Here is a 16,043-nt window from a genome sequence, read left to right on the forward strand (position 1 = left end):
CTGGTTCGACGAGACCGGCGGTGAGAGTTCCTGGCTCCCGGGGGTGTCTACCCCGGTGACAGTGGCGGGACCGCGCCGGATTCACACCGGCTTCCTCTTCTGCCGCCGTACATGGCTCCGGCAGTCCACCATGCTGTTGGAAGGGCCGTCAACTTGCTGTTGACCTGCGGGGACGGAGTGTGCTGAGGCCCACACACGAGGGGTCGGAGCGGTCACGCGGATGTGGGGTGCGCGACGGCGATCCGTCCCGCACCCCACACCCGCGTCGACTGACGGCCGGTCAGGCCACGATCAGATAGATCCCGTACGCCACCGCCGCCGCGCAGGCCGCGAAGCAGGCGTACGCGCCGGTCAGGGCGAGAGGCGCGGAGTCGCCCTGGGCGGTGGCCCGTTCGCGGCGGGAGAGGGCGGTGATGCCGAGGGTGAAGACGGCCACGAGGGCCACGGTGGTCACGAGGCTGACGCCGAAGACGGAGCCGAGGGCTGCCCAGTCGATGTCCATGCTGATTCGTTCCTTCGTACCTGGGGCGCGGGCTCAGACGGCGGCGGCCGGCGGGGTCGCCGGGGTCGTCGGGTCGGACGTGGCGACGACGGGCGGCGAGAGGATCGTCGCCGTGAGGCCTTCGGAGAGGGCGACCGACGGGGGCGGGGTCACGGCGGCGATCGCGGTGGTGACCACGCCGGCCGGCTCGTCGATCTCGTTGACGTTCGAGGCGTCGACGACCTGGCGGCGGGAGAGCGCCCAGATGCCGGCGCTGGAGGCGACCAGGAAGACGGCCACCAGCGCGGTGCCCCAGTCGCCGAGGTCGGTCACGGACTCGGCGAGCGCGCCGACCAACGCGGCGGCCGGCAGCGTCAGGCCCCAGGCGACGAACATCCGGGTCGCGGTCGACCAGCGGACGACACCGCCCTTGCGGCCGAGGCCCGCGCCCATCACCGAACCGGAGACGGCGTGCGTGGTGGAGAGGGAGAAGCCGATGTGCGAGGAGGCCAGGATGACCGCGGCGGCGCTGGTCTGGGCGGCGAAGCCCTGCTGCGGCCGGAGGTCGGTCAGGCCCTTGCCCATCGTGCGGATGATGCGCCAGCCGCCGATGTACGTGCCCATCGCGATGGCGAGGCCCGCGGAGAGGATCACCCAGGTGGGCGGGTTCGAGTCGGGGGCGATGGAGCCGCCGGCGATCAGGGCCAGCGTGATGATGCCCATCGTCTTCTGCGCGTCGTTCGTGCCGTGGGCCAGTGAGACCAGTCCGGCGGAGGCGATCTGTCCGGCGCGGAAGCCCTTGTCGGCGGCCTTGCCGCCCGCGTTCTTGCTCAGGGCGTAGGAGAAGCGGGTGGCGAGCAGCGCGGCGACGCCGGCGACGACCGGGGCCGCGAGCGCGGGCAGCAGCACCTTGGTGACGAGGACGTCACCGTGGACCGCGCCGGTCCCGGCGGAGGCGATGGTCGCGCCGATCAGACCGCCCATCAGGGCGTGCGAGGAACTGGACGGCAGCCCGACGAGCCAGGTCACCAGGTTCCAGAGGATCGCGCCGACCAGGGCGGCGAAGATGACCTCGGGCCGGATTCCGCTCTCGTCGACGAGTCCCTTGGAGATCGTGTTGGCGACCTCCACGGAGAGGAAGGCGCCCACGAGGTTGAGGGTGGCCGACATGGCCACCGCGACCTTGGGCTTGAGCGCACCGGTCGAGATGGTGGTGGCCATCGCGTTGGCGGTGTCGTGAAAACCGTTCGTAAAATCGAACGCGAGTGCGGTGACGACCACAATCGCGAGGATCAGCGAGAAGTTTTCCATTTACCCAGGCAATCGTTCGAGGTCATCGGCGCGTTGACCGTAGGCAATCTGAATGAACGGAAGGTGAACTAGGGGGGTATCCGTGGTGTCCGCATGTCAGCGAATTACCTGGTGGATTGCCTGGGGGTGCGGAGGGGTGGGGAGGGGCTCGGGTGGCGTTTCGCCCGGTGGCCGTGCGGCGCTTGGCCCGATGGCAGCTCGGCGGGTTCGCCGGGGGCGGCCTAATAGCCGCGGGCGAACTTCCGCAGCTGGGTCATCGTCCCGTTGAAGAGATTCTGGTCACCCGGGAGGCCGCCGCTGTTGGCGTACTGCCAGAAGGTCCAGTACGACCATCCGGCGGGCAGCGTGCCCGCGTTCGCCGTCCTGTGGCGGGCGATCCAGAGGGCGTGTGTCGCGGCGAAGGCGCTGCTGTTGCCCGTGCAGGTCTTCCACCACTGGGTGGTCGTGTAGATCACCGGGCGGCGGCCGGTCCGCCGGTTCACCTCGGCGCTGAAGGCCTTGATCCAGTTGACCATGCCGGTCCTGCTCAGGCTGTAGCAGGGGTGCTTCTTGTCGTACGGGTTCGTCTCGATGTCCAGCGCCGGCGGCAGCGTCCAGCCGTCCGCCCTCCAGTCGCCGCCGTGCGCCACGAAGTACCCGGCCTGGCTCGTGCCGGACGACCTGTTCGGCAGGGCGAAGTGGTAGGCGCCGCGGATGATGCCGGCGTTGCGGGCGCCGTCGTACTGCTGGCTGAAGTACGGGTTGCGGTAGGTCGTCGACTCGGTCGCCTTGACGTAGACGAACGTGGCGCCCTTCGCCTTCGCGTTCGACCAGTTGACGCTCTTCTGGTGGGAGGAGACGTCGTGGCCCTTGGGGGAGCCGGCGGCGGTGGCCGGGGTGGTGGCGAGGGCGGTGGCCAGCGCCGCGGCGGTGAGGGCGGTCAGGGCGGTGGCGAGGGGGCGGGTGCGGGTGGGGTTCGGTGTGTGGTGGTGGGCCATGTTTCCTTCGGGGGTGGTGATGTGTGCGGCGGCTCCCCCAGCGGGTGTTGGGGGGTCCGTCGCTGCCGGTCGGTCTCCAGTCGGGCGACTGGGGTGGGCGATTTGTGCCCATATGTATCTTTCGGATCTATGGCTTCCGGCCTAAAGTGCCTTCGCTCGAACGTGGGTTGGGATACCGGCTGAGAGGATCAGGGGATGGGTGAGCGACGGGTGGACCAGCGGGGTGGGCGGGGTGCCCGGGAGGGGGCGGGGAGTTCGGGGGAGACCCCGGGGAGTACGAGAGAGGGCCAGGGGAGTTCGGGGGAGACCCCGGGGGGCACGGGGGAGGGCCTGGGGAGTCCGGGAGAGGCGCGGGGCAGGAGTGTGCGTGCTGAGGAGGCGGACGCCTGGGGCGCGCTCGTCGCGACGGCTCGCCGAACGGTCTCCGACGGGCTGGTCGTCGGCACTTCCGGGAACGTCTCCGTGCGCGTCGGCGACACCGTGCTGGTCACGCCGTCAGGCGTGCCCTACGACCGGCTGACGCCCGCCGACATGGTCGGCGTGGACCTCGACGGCCGACAGGTGCTGGGCACGCTGCTCCCGACGAGCGAGCTGCCCATGCACCTCGCCGTCTACCGCAGCACCGGCGCCGACGCGGTCGTCCACACCCACGCCGTCCACGCGACGGCCGTCTCGACCCTCGTCCCCGAACTCCCCTCCGTCCACTACATGTCCGGCGCCCTCGGCGGCCCGGTCCGGGTCGCCCCGTACGCGACCTACGGCACCGAGGAACTGGCCGAGAACATGCTCCACGCCCTCACCGACCGCTCCGCCTGCCTCCTCCAGAACCACGGCACGATCGCCTACGGCGCCTCCCTCGACCAGGCGTTCGACCGCACGGCCCAGTTGGAGTGGATGTGCCGCCTGTGGCTCACGGCGTCCTCGGTGCCGGGGCTGTCGCCTTCGTTGCTGACGGAGGAACAGGTCGCCGAGGCGGGGGAGAGGTTGAGGGGGTATGGGCAGCGGGGGTGAGGGTCGAGGCATGAGGGTGAGGCGTGAAGGTGAGGGGATTGCGGGTGTGGTTGTCGGCGCGGTGAGGGGTGGGGTCGGCGAGGGTGTGGGTGAGGTTGGCGAGAGTGCGGGGTGGGCGTTGGTGAGTGGGTGAGGTCTGCTCGGGTGCGGGTGCGGGTGCGGGTGCGGGTGCGGGTGCGGGTGCCGGTCCCGGTGCTGGTGGCGGTGGCGCTGCGGGTGTCGCGGGGTGGGCGTGCGCGGCGAGGCCTGACGGGGTTGTCGGCGGCCGGCTTCCTTCCCGGGTGTGTTCCCGGCGAGGCCCCTCCGGCGGCGGCCAGCCGCTCCGCGTAACCGCGTAACCGCGTGACCCCGTGACCCGCACGGCTCCGCGCTCCCTCGTGCCTCGCTTCCCCCACTCCGCCCCTCCCACCCCCACCGAAACCCCCGCCCCCGACCACCCCACCCCGCCCTGAAGCCCCCTCCCGCTGGCCCCCGACCCCGTCCCCCACGACACTGGACCCGTGCGCACAGTCAAAGCGACGGCCGCAGCCGTCTCCGTGGCCCTCGCGGCCGGTGTCGCCGGTGTCGTCGCCGGGCGGTATGCCAGTGACGCCGCGCTGAAGGCGTCTCCCGGGCGCCCGCTGCCCACCGAACCCCGGCTCACGGTGCACTCCACCGCCGCCGGCCAGATCGCCCTCACCCGGGATCTCGCCTCGCTGCGTCCCGGCATCTACGGCCTCGCCGGCGACGGGTCCCACGCGGTCGTCGGGCCCGTGGTGGAGAGCGCGGCCCCCTCCGCCGACGCCGTCGTACGCCGCCTCGAACGCGTCACCCACGGCACCCTCCGCCCGGGCGACAAGGTGTGGCTCACCCCGAACGTCCACATCGGCAACCCGAGCACCGCCCTCGGCCTGGACCACGCCGACATCGACATCCCCGGCGAACTCGGCTCCCTGCCCGCGTGGTTCGTGCCCGGCGCGCGCGGCACCTGGGTGATCGCGGTGCACGGGCTGGCCGCCACCCGCGAACTCTCCATGAACGTCATGGAGTTCCTGCACCGCCACCGCTTCCCGGTGCTCGCCCTCGCCTACCGCGGCGACCTCGGCGCACCCCGCAACCCCGACGGCCTGGGCCACCTCGGCGAGACCGAGTGGCGCGACCTGGACGCGGCGATCCGCTACGCCGTCCGCTACGGCGCCGAGCACGTCGTCCTCTACGGCTGGTCCACCGGCGCCACCATGGCCCTGCGTGCCGCCGCCCACTCCGCGATGCGCGAGCACGTCTCCGGCCTGGTGCTGGACTCCCCGGTGCTGGACTGGGAGACGACACTGCGCGCCCTCGCCACCGCCCGGCACACCCCGGGCGCGCTGCTGCCCCTGGCGGTCCGCGCCGCCCAGGGCCGCACCGGTCTGCACGGCGACCGCATCGCCGAGGCCGCCGACCCGGCCCGGCTCAGTGTCCCGACCCTGATCGTCCACGGCCCGGACGACACCGTGGCCCCCTGGCGCCTCTCGCGCCGCTTCGCCGCGCAGCGCCCCGACCTGATCACCCTCCAGCCGGTCGCGCACGCCCCGCACAGCGCGATGTGGAACCCCGACCCGGCCGGCTACGAGGAGATCCTGCGCCGCTTCCTCACCCCGCTCATGTGATTCGCCGGCCCGTACCGGACGCCCCCCCTCACCACCCGGGACTTCCACCCCCTGCACACCCCCGCCGACCTTCCGTTTAGCCCTGTACCACTGGCCTGAACACGGTCCCCGGCACCCCGCGACGCCCCGTCCCTTGGCCATCCCCGTCGCCCGCCGTGACATTCCGTTTGGGTTTTCGGACCGTCAACCGGAAGACTGCACCCGTGACGTCCCGTATCCCGCGCGACTCCAGGCTTCGACTCGTCCGCCCGCGACCCCTGGCCGCCGCCCCCCGAGCGATGAACCAGCGGCGCTCGCGCCGCCCCGCACCCCGTCCTCCGGAGGGCACACCGGCCCCCGCGGAACTGGCCAGAATGGCACGCTCCGGCCTGGCCGGAGCCGCCCGCGTCGCCCACTGGGCCGACGCCGCACTACGCCCCGGCCGTGACAGCGCGAGCCCCGACGGCAAGGGCACCCTCTCCGACGCGACCGCCGAACGGGCGGCCGAGGAACTGGGCCTGACCCCGGCTCAGGTCCGCGCCGACTGGGACACCGCCCGCCTCGCCGGACTCGTCGAGGTGCACGGCGACACCGCCCGCCCCGGCTGGCGGCTGCGCGCCTGGGACCGCGACGACAGCGCCGTACTGCGCGGCTGGGTCGCCCTCTTCGACGCCTGGTCGCTCGCCCACCCCGAACCCCGGGAGCACGAGCCCTCAGCCGTCGCAGAGGTCGTCTCGGCCATGCCTCAGGTGCTCTCCTTCCTTCAGCTGTCCGCCGGCCCCGTCCCCGTCGAACAGCTCCTCGACCTCCTCGGCCAACGGGTCACCGAACTCCGCACCGAGCGCTGCGAGATCCCCTACGGCCCGCAGCCCGAACCCGTGCCGCAGCCACCGGCCGCCGACACCCCCCTCGACCCCCTCCTCGACTGGGCCCTGCACGCTCTCGCCTCCGTCGGCGCCCTCACCTACGGCGACGGCCAGGCCACCCTCACCCCGCTCGGCAGCTGGGCGGTCTGGGTCAAGCTGGAGCAGATCTGCGTGGCCGCGCAGAGCCCCGCGGGGAACATCGAGCAGTCCGCCGAGGACATGCTCCGCGGCTGCTCCCAGCTCCGCCCGAACGCCGCCCGCGCCGAGTACCGCGCCTGGCTCGCCGCCCGCACCGTGGGCAGCGCGGTCGGTGAGCTGATCGACGCCGCCCGCGGCGAGGACGCCCTGCTGCGCGGCCTCGCCTTCGAGGCGCTGCGGGTCGTGGGAGCCCCCGCCGAGCCCGACGTCCGCTCCGTCGCCGACGAGGCGACGCTGCGGCCGTACGCCCTGCTGTGGCTCGCGGAGCACGACGGGATCGACCCGGAGGACGCCCACGAGGTGCTCACCCGTGCCGAGGCCACCTGGCTGTGGGTCGACACCGCCGCCGCGGTCGCCGACCACGGGGAGGCCCCGCTGCTGGTGCGCCACCTGGAGTCCGCGATCCAGCCGACCGTGCCCATGCTCCTCGACGAGGTGCGCGCCGTGGGCCATCCCCGCACGGTCCAGGTCCTCGTCGCGCTCGCCGCCGCGCACCCCGACCCGGCACTCGCCAAGGCCGTACGCCGGGCGGCCTTCCAGGTGCACACGGGGGGCAGCTAGGGGCGGTCAGGTCCCTGTGTCCGGAGCGTATGTACCGAAGCTCCAGATGTTGCCCTCGGCGTCCCGGGCCATGTAGTCCCGCGAGCCGTACTCCTGGTCCGTCGGGGGCATCAGGATCTCCGCGCCGTGCTCCACGGCCCGCCGGTGATGGGCGTCGACGTCGTCCACGACGATGTACACCCCGGCGGGACCCGCGCTCTTCATCGCCTCGTCGAAGCGGCCCCCGCGGCCCTTTGAGCCGAGCATCACCGCGCCGTTCCCCTGCACCAGCTCCGCGTGCATCACCGAGCCGTCCTCGCCTTCGTACACCGCGAGTTCGGTGAAACCGAAGGCCTCCGTGAGCTGCCGGATCGCCGCCTTCGCGTCCTTGTACAGCAGGGACGGGTAGATGCTGGGACGTCCGCTGTCCTTGGCTGCCATGCCGATCACTTCCTTGTGCGTCGGGTGCTCGTCGTCCATCGCGTGTTCGTCGTCCATCGGGCGTTTTTCACTGTTCTGAACCCTTTCGACGAGTCTCGCACCCGCCACTGACAACGCCCCCGAACCGCCCACAGCGACCGCCGAACGCCGACCGCCGTCAGCGGAAGGTGTTGCACTGGGCCATGTCGCCGGTCCGGTAGCCCGTGTAGAACCACTGCTGCCGCTGCGCCGCCGACCCGTGCGTCCAGCTCTCCGGCGTCACCCGGCCCTGGAACCGCTCCTGGATGCGGTCGTCGCCCACGGCCGCCGCCGCGTCCAGCCCGTCCCGGATGTCGGCGTCGGTGAGGCTGGTGATCAACGGCCGCCCGGTCGACTCGTCCTTCGTGGTGGTCGCGTGATGCGCCCACACGCCGGCGTAGCAGTCCGCCTGGAGCTCCACCCTCACCGCGTTGCTGTTGGCGCCGGTCAGGCCGTCCTGCGACCTGCCCAGCGTGCCCATCAGGTCCTGCACGTGGTGCCCGTACTCGTGGGCCACGACGTACGCCTGCGCGAACGGGCCGCCGCTGGAGCCGAACTTCGTCCGCAGCTCGTCGAAGAACCCCAGATCCAGATAGACCTTCCGGTCACCGGGACAGTAGAACGGCCCCACCGCCGAGGTCGCCGTCCCGCACGCCGTGGCGACCTGGCCGCTGAAGAAGACCGTGGGTGACCGCGTGTACGTACCGCTGCGCCGCCGGAACTCCTGCGCCCAGAAGTCCTGCACGCTGTTGACCACCGCCACGATGCGGCAGTCCTCCCTGGTGTTCGCGTCCTGCCCGGTCCGGCAGGACGACTGCACCTGGGCCAGCGAGGACGCCGTCGCCGCAGGGGAGTCGCTGCCCGACGACAACCCCAGGTTGTCGGGACCGACACCGAAGAAGAGCCCGAGCAGCAGCGCGATCAGCCCCGCGAGGCCACCGCCCACGGTCGCCCGGCCGCCGGGAATCCGGCTGCCGCGCACGTCCTGCACCTCGGAGGTGTCCAGATTCGCGTCGTCGTCGAACTGCATGGCGTCATCCTCGCTTCCCGTCTCCTGCGGGGCGCCGGACGGCGGGCCGAACGGGGGACGGCCACCGACTCCGCACGCGCGCGTGCCGTACGTCACGATGCGCCCCCCTTCCTGTTACCCGGAACCGGCCCGTACCGCGCAGCTCACCGCAGTGCACGGCCCGTACGGGATCACCCCGGGCCGCCCGCCCCGCGGCGATGACCCACCGCGCACCGGAAAAGCGCTTGCATGTCCCCGTTAGACTTGGCCCATGGCCATTCTCCTCGCGCATTAGACGGCGGGAACGTCCTCAGCCGCCCCTTCCGCCTACGACCCCGCTCTGGAGTCTGTCCGTGATCTCCGCCTCCGGTATCGAGCTGCGCGCCGGTGCCCGCGTCCTCATCGAGTCCGCCACCTTCCGTGTCGCCAAGGGCGACCGCATCGGCCTGGTCGGGCGCAACGGCGCCGGCAAGACCACCCTGACCAAGGTCCTGGCCGGCGAGGGGCAGCCCGCCGGCGGCACCGTCACCCGCTCAGGCGAGGTCGGCTACCTCCCGCAGGACCCCCGCACCGGCGACCTGGACGTGCTCGCCAGCGACCGCATCCTCTCCGCGCGCGGACTGGACACCCTGATCCGCAAGATGCGCGAGAACGAACAGCGCATCGCCAACGGCAGCGGCGCCACCCGCGACAAGGCCATGCGGCAGTACGAGCGCCAGGAGACGGAGTTCCTCACCAAGGGCGGCTACTCCGCCGAGGCCGAGGCCGCCACCATCGCCGCCGCGCTGAACCTCCCGGACCGGGTCCTCGGCCAGCCGCTCCATACGCTCTCCGGCGGTCAGCGCCGCCGTATCGAGCTGGCCCGCATCCTGTTCTCGGACGCGGACACGCTGCTCCTCGACGAGCCCACGAACCACCTCGACGCCGACTCGATCGTCTGGCTGCGCGACTACCTGAAGACGTACCGCGGCGGGTTCATCGTGATCTCCCACGACACCGACCTCGTCGAGACCGTGGTCAACAAGGTGTTCTATCTGGACGCCAACCGCTCCCAGATCGACTACTACAACATGGGCTGGAAGCTCTACCAGCAGCAGCGCGAGGCCGACGAGAAGCGCCGCAAGCGGGAGCGCCAGAACGCCGAGAAGAAGGCCGCCGCCCTGCACTCGCAGGCCGACAAGATGCGCGCCAAGGCCACCAAGACGGTCGCCGCGCAGAACATGGCCAAGCGCGCCGACCGGCTGCTCGCCGGGCTGGACGCGGTGCGGGTCTCCGACAAGGTCGCCAAGCTGCGCTTCCCGGAGCCCTCGCCCTGCGGCAAGACCCCGCTCATGGCGGAGGGCCTGTCGAAGTCGTACGGCTCCCTGGAGATCTTCACCGACGTCGACCTGGCCATCGACAAGGGCTCGCGCGTCGTCATCCTTGGGTTGAACGGCGCCGGCAAGACGACCCTCCTGAAGCTCCTCGGCGGCGTCGAGCAGCCCGACACCGGAGAGGTCATCGAGGGCCACGGCCTCAAGCTCGGCTACTACGCGCAGGAGCACGAGACCCTGGACCCGGAGCGCACGGTCCTGGAGAACATGCGCTCCGCGGCCCCCGACCTCGACCTGGTCGAGGTCCGCAAGACCCTCGGCTCCTTCCTGTTCTCCGGGGACGACGTCGACAAGCCGGCCGGGGTGCTTTCCGGCGGCGAGAAGACCCGCCTCGCGCTCGCCACGCTCGTCGTGTCGTCCGCGAACGTCCTCCTCCTGGATGAGCCGACGAACAACCTGGACCCCGCGAGCCGCGAGGAGATCCTCGGCGCACTGCGCACCTACAAGGGCGCCGTCGTTCTCGTCACCCACGACGAGGGCGCCGTGGAGGCTCTCCAGCCCGAGCGCATCATCCTGCTGCCGGACGGCGTCGAGGACCTGTGGGGTGCGGATTACGCGGATCTCGTCGCGCTGGCCTGATGGTCGGTGCCGCTTGACCGAATGCTTGATCCACGGCGTATGGATCATTCGGCCTACCGTTGATCCACCATCTGTGTGAGGTCTCCTCGTACCGAGGTGTGTCGTACATCGATTTCCCGGCCGAGCCCTTTATCGACAAGGGCTCGGCCGTTCTGCGTCTCTGACCAGGCACTTCGCGGAACAACTCGTTCGGTCGTACGGACAGCGCGCGATGGAATTCCATATTCCGTATGTGGGGACGCGCTCCTGTCGTCAAAACCTTGTCTTACGGACCTTGCCGAATGGGTGGCCATGAACGCTTGGAGGGGTGATCATGAGGAGACCAAGAGCGCACTTCCCATGAGGAGGCACGGGTGGCCGAGACTCTGAAGAAGGGCAGCCGGGTAACCGGCGCCGCGCGCGACAAGCTCGCGGCAGACCTGAAGAAGAAGTACGACTCCGGTGCGAGCATTCGAGCGCTGGCCGAGGAGACCGGCCGTTCGTATGGCTTCGTCCACCGGATGCTCAGTGAGTCGGGCGTCACGCTCCGTGGGCGTGGCGGGGCGACCCGGGGCAAGAAGGCTTCGGCCTGATCCCGGGCGGCCCATCGGTTTCGATGGTGGCCACCCGGTCGGACGACTGACCGGCCGGGTGGTTACTGTGCAGTCACTTAGCTCTGCTCTGCTGACCGCACACATCGGAGGCGCCCCATGGCTTCGCCCGAACAGGACGACAAGGACCTCGGTCCCGTACTCGACAAGGACGGCGTACGGCTCACCGTCGACGACGCGATCGCCACGGTGACCCTGACCAACCCGGCCAAGCGCAACGCTCAAAGTCCTGCTCTGTGGCGGGCGTTGGCGGAGGCCGGGCGGTCGCTGCCGGGCACCGTCCGCGTCGTGGTGCTGCGCGCCGAGGGCAAGTCCTTCTCGGCCGGGCTCGACCGGCAGGCGTTCACGCCCGAGGGCTTCGACGGCGAACCGTCGTTCATCGACCTCGCGCACAGCGACGACGCCGTGCTCGACGGGACCATCGCCGAGTATCAAGAAGGCTTCACCTGGTGGCGGCGCAGCGACATCGTGTCCATCGCCGCCGTCCAGGGGCATGCCATCGGCGCCGGATTCCAGCTTGCCCTCGCCTGTGACCTGCGTGTCGTCGCCGATGACGTGCAGTTCGCCATGCGCGAGACCAGCCTCGGCCTGGTGCCCGACCTGACCGGCACGCACCCCTTGGTGGGCCTCGTCGGCTACGCACGCGCGCTCGAGATCTGCGCGACCGGCCGCTCCGTCCTGGCCGAGGAGGCCGTCAGCACCGGCCTCGCGAACATCGCCGTCCCCGCCGACCAGCTCGAGGACGCCGTAAGCGACCTGACGACCGCGCTGCTGGCCGCCCCGCGCGACGCCGTCATCGAGACCAAGGTGCTGCTCCAGGGCGTCCAGGGCCGCGCCTACGACGATCAGCGCGCCGCCGAGCGGGCCGCGCAGGCACGCCGGCTGCGGGACCTGGCGGGCGTCGGCGAATAACGCCGTCGGCCCGCCTTCGGGACCGCCGGTTCACCTTCAGGGCCGTCGGCCCACCGTGCCGGCCGCCCACCGTGACGTCACTCCACCTTGGTGACCAGCACGGCCACGGTCGGGTGAGCCGGCAGCGCCTCGCCGACCGCCGCGCGGACCTCCCGGGCCACCTCCACGGCCCGGCGGTCCGCGCGCACCGCGAGCTCCACACGCGCGTGGAGACGCGGCAGCGCCCCCTCGCCCGCGACCTCCTCGATGTGCACCGCCCGGCCCAGGCCGCCCAGCGCACCGGTCAGCCGGACCACACCCGGGACGGCGAGCACGGCCGCGGCGACCTGGGCCCCGGCGTCACCGTCAACGCCGTCCACACGATCAACGTCATCAACATGGTCATTGTCGGCGGCAAGATCGTGATCCGCATCGTCCACACGGTCGGCGTCGTCCAGGTGGTCAAGGTCGTCGACGACGGCGATGTCGTCCATATGGTCCAGCAGGACCGTCGCCTGTAGATCGACTTCCGCCACCACCAGCCCGAGCCGCTCCGCCGAGGCAGTGGCCAGCGCCGTTCGCAGGCGGGACGCCGCCTCCGGCAGGGGCTCCGTCGCCACCGCCGCGAAGTCGGCCGTGATCCGCAGCGGGCCGGGCGGCAGCGCGCCCGGCGGAGGCGGTACGGCGGGTTCCCGCGTGTCCCCGGGATCGGCGAGGGCGATCCGCAGCGCGCCCAGCCGCACGCCCCGCACCGGCTTCGCGGCGCCCCGTAGCACCGCCTCCGCCGCCCGCTCGGTGACCCACGCGCCGTCCCGCCGGTCACCCAGGGGCAGCAATCTGCCGAGCCGGAGTTGATGCCGTACCGCTCGCGTCCACGCGTCCGCCGTCATGCCCTCAGCCTGCCGCATGTCGAGCGCGAGACCGAGCAACCGGAACTACCGTGGTCGAAGGACGACGACCGAAAGGGATGTACGGCGATGACCGATATGACGGAGCGGAACCGGACACAGGACCCCGACGGCGATCGGGAGTTCTCGCAGACGCGCAAGCCCCCCACCAAGCGCGGCGGCGGCGACCCCGCGTCCAGGGGGCGGACCACGATCGCCGACGGCGTCGTGGAGAAGATCGCCGGGCTCGCCGCCCGGGACGTCCTCGGCGTCCACGCGATGGGCAGCGGACTGTCCCGCACCTTCGGGGCCGTGCGCGACCGGGTGCCCGGCGGTTCGAAATCGGTGTCCAGAGGTGTCAAGGCGGAAGTCGGCGAGGTGCAGACCGCGCTCGACCTGGAGATCGTCGTCGACTACGGCGTGTCGATCGCGGACGTGGCCCGGGCCGTGCGGGAGAACGTGATCGCGGCCGTGGAGCGGATGACCGGCCTTGAGGTCGTCGAGGTCAACATCGCGGTCAGCGACGTGAAGCTGCCGGACGAAGAGGACGACGAACCGGAGCCCAGGCTCCAGTGACCGGACCGGCGTACGAGTCAACGAGCGGGCCGACGAACGAGTTGAGGAGCGCAGGATGAGCAGGGCCGTGGTCGGCATGATCGCCGGAATGGCGCTGGGCTTCGCCGGATACTTCGGCGGGTTCGGGGCGTTCCTGCTGGTGGCGGCCCTGGGTGCCGTCGGGTACGTCGTCGGCCGGTTCCTCGAGGGGGACCTGGAACCCGGCGACTTCTTCCGCTCGCGCGACGACCGGCGGCGATGACACCCGTGAGCGGCGGGGACAGCGCCGTCGAGGAGCGCGGCGGACCCTCGGCGGTCGTCGCGCCCGGCGAGCGGGGCGCCACCCGGATCGCCGACCGGGTCGTGGCCAAGATCGCCGCGCAGGCCGCGCGTGAGGCGCTCGGGCCGCTGCCCCCGGAAGCCGCGCCGCCGCATGCGACCGTCGTCGTACTTCCCCACTCTCACCTTCGTTCGAGCGGGGGGACCCCCATCGAGTCGGTACGCGTGCGCGTGCACCTCGAACTCGGCTATCCCTGCGATATCGGCGATCGCTGTACTCGGGTGCGTCGACAGGTGGTTCAGCGGGTACGCGCGTTGGTGGGCATGGATGTGCCCGAGGTCGCCGTCCATGTGGAACGGCTGCACACGACACATGCGCACCGCGCGGCACAGGGGAGGACGCGATGAGCGAGCCCCAGGGCTCCGAAGGCACGACCCAACGACTACCGGTTCTGGAGAAGGACACCGGCCCCGGACACGACGGGTACACCGCCGCGTCCGACCACGACGTTCCCGTCGTCCACGACGGCGACGGCAAGGGCAGCCGCTTCTGGTCGGCGCGCCGCGTCCCCGCGGCCGTCATCGCCGTCCTGCTGCTCGCTGGCGCGGGCGTCCTGCTCTACGACGTCGCCGCCGTCCGCGCCGAACGGCCCGCGATGCACTGGCGCCGCGCACTGGCCCGGCAGCTCGCCGAACGGCCCCTGGACGACACCTGGGTCCTCGTCGGCGCCGGTGTCGCCTCCGCCCTCGGCCTCCTGCTGGTCGTGCTCGCGCTCACCCCCGGACTGCGCCAGGTGCTGCCGATGCGCCGCACCCACGCCGACGTCCGGGCCGGTCTTCAGCGCGCCGCCGCCGCGATGGTGCTGCGCGACCGGGCCATGGAGGTCTCGGGCGTGCAGTCGGTGCGCGTACGGACGAGCCGAACGAAAGCGGATGTCCGCGCGGTGTCGCATTTCCGTGAACTCGACGACGTACGGGCCGACTTGGAAGCCGTGCTCGGCGATGCGATCACCGGGCTGGGACTCTCCAGGCCGCCCGCGCTGTCGGTGCGTGTCGGCCGTTCCGGACGGAAGGGATGAGGCCGGTGCTCAGGATCGTCAACCGCGTGCTGATCGGTGTCGTGGGCCTCGTACTGCTCGCGTTCGGCGGCTCCGTCCTGGCCGTCGGCCTCGGCGCGAAGCCGCCCTCCTGGTGGATCTACGACGGGCGTCACGACGTCCTGCTGAGCGCCGCCCGGCGCACCCGCTGGCGGGACGACGGCTGGTGGTGGCCCACGGTCCTCGCCGTACTCGCGGTCCTCGTCCTGCTCGCCCTGTGGTGGCTCGTCGCGGTCCTGCGGAGGCATCGGCTCACCGAGGTCGCCGTCCGCACCGGCGACGGCGAGGGCGCGCTGCTGCGGGGCCAGGCACTGGAGGGCGTCCTCGCCGGCGACGCGGGCGACCTGGACGGCGTGGCCCACGCGCACGTGCGGCTCGCCGGGACCCGCACGGCCCCCGAGGCCCGCGTCCGGCTCAGCCTGGAGCCGCATGTGGACCCCGGAGTCGCCCTCGACCATCTGACGGCCAACGCGCTCTCCCACGCCCGCGATTCGGCGGGCCTGGAGACACTGCCGACGGAGGTCCGTCTGACGGGCGTCAAGCACCGCGCGGAAAGGGTGAGTTGACGGTACGTCAGAAGCCGTGCCGCATACCGCCGTCCACAGGGACCATGATCCCCGTCAGGTAGGAAGCGGCCGGCGACAGCAGGAACGCCGCCACCCGCCCGAACTCGTCCGGCGTCCCGTACCGCCGCAGCGGGATCCGCGACTCGTTGGCCGCACGCGTGGCCTCCGGGTCCGCGGACAAGCTGTCCAGCTCGCGCACCCGGTCCGTGTCGATACGGGCCGGGAGCAGCCCCAGGACACGGATGCCGCGCGGCCCCAGCTCGTCCGCGAGGGACTTCGCGAACCCGGCGAGACCGGGCCGCAGCGCGTTCGAGATCGTCAGCCCCGGGATCGGCTCGTGCACCGAACCGGACAGCACGAACCCGATGACACCGCCCGGCGCCAGCTCCTCGGCCGCCGCGCGCGCGAGCCGCACCGCGCCCAGGAACACCGACTCGAACGACGTCTGCCACTGCTCGTCGGTCGTGTCCGCGACGAACCCGGGCGGCGGCCCGCCGACGCTCACGAGGATGCCGTCGAAGCCCCCGAAGTGCTCACGCGCGGCGGCGATCAGCCGGGCCGGCGCCTCCGCGTCGGCGTTGTCGACGGCCACGCCGACCGCGTTCGGCCCCAGCTCGGCCGCCGCGTCGGCGGTCCGCTTCTCGTCCCGCCCGGTGACGACCACCTTCGCGCCGTCGGCCAGCAGCTCGCGCGCGGCGGCGTTGCCGAGCCCGCGGGTGGCCCCGGTGACGACGTACACCCGGTCCTTCAGTCCAAGATCCATGGCT

General features: G+C 71.9%; 18 protein-coding genes and 1 riboswitch. Of the genes, 11 read left to right on the forward strand and 7 right to left on the reverse strand.

Going from position 1 to position 16,043, the window contains the following annotated elements; all coding sequences use genetic code 11:
• Positions 1–3: 3 nt before the first annotated feature.
• A riboswitch (cobalamin riboswitch) is annotated at positions 4–146 on the reverse strand.
• Between the two features lie 134 nt (positions 147–280).
• From ACIRB1_RS11250 to ACIRB1_RS11260, 3 genes are all read right to left on the reverse strand, one after another.
• On the reverse strand, positions 281–502 hold the full coding sequence (locus tag ACIRB1_RS11250; protein WP_352184546.1) for a hypothetical protein: 222 nt from the start codon (positions 500–502) through the stop codon (positions 281–283).
• A gap of 33 nt (positions 503–535) precedes the next feature.
• Complete coding sequence (locus ACIRB1_RS11255; RefSeq protein ID WP_403465329.1) at positions 536–1,792, reverse strand: anion permease; 1,257 nt, start codon at positions 1,790–1,792, stop codon at positions 536–538.
• 221 nt (positions 1,793–2,013) lie between these two features.
• Positions 2,014–2,769: a lysozyme gene (locus ACIRB1_RS11260; RefSeq protein ID WP_403465330.1), complete on the reverse strand. Its 756-nt coding sequence runs from the start codon at positions 2,767–2,769 to the stop codon at positions 2,014–2,016.
• A gap of 363 nt (positions 2,770–3,132) precedes the next feature.
• Between ACIRB1_RS11260 and ACIRB1_RS11265 the strand changes: the two genes are divergently transcribed.
• The 3 genes from ACIRB1_RS11265 to ACIRB1_RS11275 all read left to right on the forward strand — a co-directional run bounded on the left by ACIRB1_RS11265 (position 3,133) and on the right by ACIRB1_RS11275 (position 7,012).
• Positions 3,133–3,780: a class II aldolase/adducin family protein gene (locus ACIRB1_RS11265; RefSeq protein ID WP_352184543.1), complete on the forward strand. Its 648-nt coding sequence runs from the start codon at positions 3,133–3,135 to the stop codon at positions 3,778–3,780.
• Positions 3,781–4,280: 500 nt separating this feature from the next.
• On the forward strand, positions 4,281–5,408 hold the full coding sequence (locus ACIRB1_RS11270; protein WP_403465331.1) for an alpha/beta hydrolase family protein: 1,128 nt from the start codon (positions 4,281–4,283) through the stop codon (positions 5,406–5,408).
• 203 nt (positions 5,409–5,611) lie between these two features.
• On the forward strand, positions 5,612–7,012 hold the full coding sequence (locus ACIRB1_RS11275; RefSeq protein ID WP_352184541.1) for a hypothetical protein: 1,401 nt from the start codon (positions 5,612–5,614) through the stop codon (positions 7,010–7,012).
• Between the two features lie 6 nt (positions 7,013–7,018).
• Here ACIRB1_RS11275 and ACIRB1_RS11280 read toward each other — a convergent pair whose 3' ends face one another.
• Positions 7,019–7,432, reverse strand: coding sequence for a VOC family protein (locus ACIRB1_RS11280; protein ID WP_403465391.1), 414 nt, complete (start codon positions 7,430–7,432; stop codon positions 7,019–7,021).
• 157 nt (positions 7,433–7,589) lie between these two features.
• Positions 7,590–8,480, reverse strand: coding sequence for a neutral zinc metallopeptidase (locus ACIRB1_RS11285; protein ID WP_352184648.1), 891 nt, complete (start codon positions 8,478–8,480; stop codon positions 7,590–7,592).
• A gap of 332 nt (positions 8,481–8,812) precedes the next feature.
• Here ACIRB1_RS11285 and ACIRB1_RS11290 point away from each other — a divergent pair, with 332 nt between their 5' ends.
• The 3 genes from ACIRB1_RS11290 (at position 8,813) to ACIRB1_RS11300 (ending at position 11,913) form a co-directional block, all read left to right on the forward strand.
• Complete coding sequence (locus ACIRB1_RS11290; RefSeq protein WP_352184540.1) at positions 8,813–10,411, forward strand: ABC-F family ATP-binding cassette domain-containing protein; 1,599 nt, start codon at positions 8,813–8,815, stop codon at positions 10,409–10,411.
• A gap of 353 nt (positions 10,412–10,764) precedes the next feature.
• Positions 10,765–10,983: a helix-turn-helix domain-containing protein gene (locus tag ACIRB1_RS11295; protein ID WP_019060653.1), complete on the forward strand. Its 219-nt coding sequence runs from the start codon at positions 10,765–10,767 to the stop codon at positions 10,981–10,983.
• A 117-nt stretch (positions 10,984–11,100) separates the two neighbouring features.
• The gene (locus ACIRB1_RS11300) at positions 11,101–11,913 is read left to right on the forward strand and encodes an enoyl-CoA hydratase/isomerase family protein (protein WP_352184539.1); all 813 of its coding nucleotides are present in this window, start codon (positions 11,101–11,103) and stop codon (positions 11,911–11,913) included.
• Positions 11,914–11,990: 77 nt separating this feature from the next.
• Here the strand turns inward: ACIRB1_RS11300 and ACIRB1_RS11305 are convergent, their stop codons facing one another.
• Positions 11,991–12,782, reverse strand: coding sequence for a nucleopolyhedrovirus P10 family protein (locus ACIRB1_RS11305; protein WP_403465332.1), 792 nt, complete (start codon positions 12,780–12,782; stop codon positions 11,991–11,993).
• 87 nt (positions 12,783–12,869) lie between these two features.
• On the opposite strand from ACIRB1_RS11305, the gene ACIRB1_RS11310 reads away from it, so the two are divergent.
• From ACIRB1_RS11310 to amaP, 5 genes are read left to right on the forward strand one after another with little or no spacing between them, the layout of a single operon-like run.
• On the forward strand, positions 12,870–13,355 hold the full coding sequence (locus ACIRB1_RS11310; RefSeq protein WP_352184537.1) for an Asp23/Gls24 family envelope stress response protein: 486 nt from the start codon (positions 12,870–12,872) through the stop codon (positions 13,353–13,355).
• Between the two features lie 55 nt (positions 13,356–13,410).
• Positions 13,411–13,596, forward strand: coding sequence for a hypothetical protein (locus ACIRB1_RS11315; RefSeq protein ID WP_352184536.1), 186 nt, complete (start codon positions 13,411–13,413; stop codon positions 13,594–13,596).
• Positions 13,593–14,021 carry an Asp23/Gls24 family envelope stress response protein gene (locus ACIRB1_RS11320; RefSeq protein WP_403465333.1) on the forward strand — a complete coding sequence of 143 codons (429 nt, stop codon included), beginning with the start codon at positions 13,593–13,595 and terminating at the stop codon, positions 14,019–14,021. Before ACIRB1_RS11315 ends, ACIRB1_RS11320 begins: the two co-directional genes overlap by 4 nt.
• On the forward strand, positions 14,018–14,692 hold the full coding sequence (locus tag ACIRB1_RS11325) for a DUF6286 domain-containing protein (protein ID WP_403465334.1): 675 nt from the start codon (positions 14,018–14,020) through the stop codon (positions 14,690–14,692). The genes ACIRB1_RS11320 and ACIRB1_RS11325 overlap by 4 nt, the downstream gene beginning before the upstream one ends.
• Positions 14,689–15,276, forward strand: a complete 588-nt coding sequence (gene amaP / locus ACIRB1_RS11330) for an alkaline shock response membrane anchor protein AmaP (protein WP_352184533.1) — start codon at positions 14,689–14,691, stop codon at positions 15,274–15,276. The genes ACIRB1_RS11325 and amaP overlap by 4 nt, the downstream gene beginning before the upstream one ends.
• Before the next feature lie 7 nt (positions 15,277–15,283).
• On the opposite strand, the gene ACIRB1_RS11335 is transcribed toward amaP, so the two are convergent.
• Complete coding sequence (locus tag ACIRB1_RS11335; protein ID WP_352184532.1) at positions 15,284–16,039, reverse strand: SDR family oxidoreductase; 756 nt, start codon at positions 16,037–16,039, stop codon at positions 15,284–15,286.
• Positions 16,040–16,043 lie beyond the last annotated feature (4 nt).

Source organism: Streptomyces sp. NPDC096013, from assembly GCF_044763565.1.
In the GTDB taxonomy this organism is placed as follows: Bacteria; Actinomycetota; Actinomycetes; order Streptomycetales; family Streptomycetaceae; genus Streptomyces.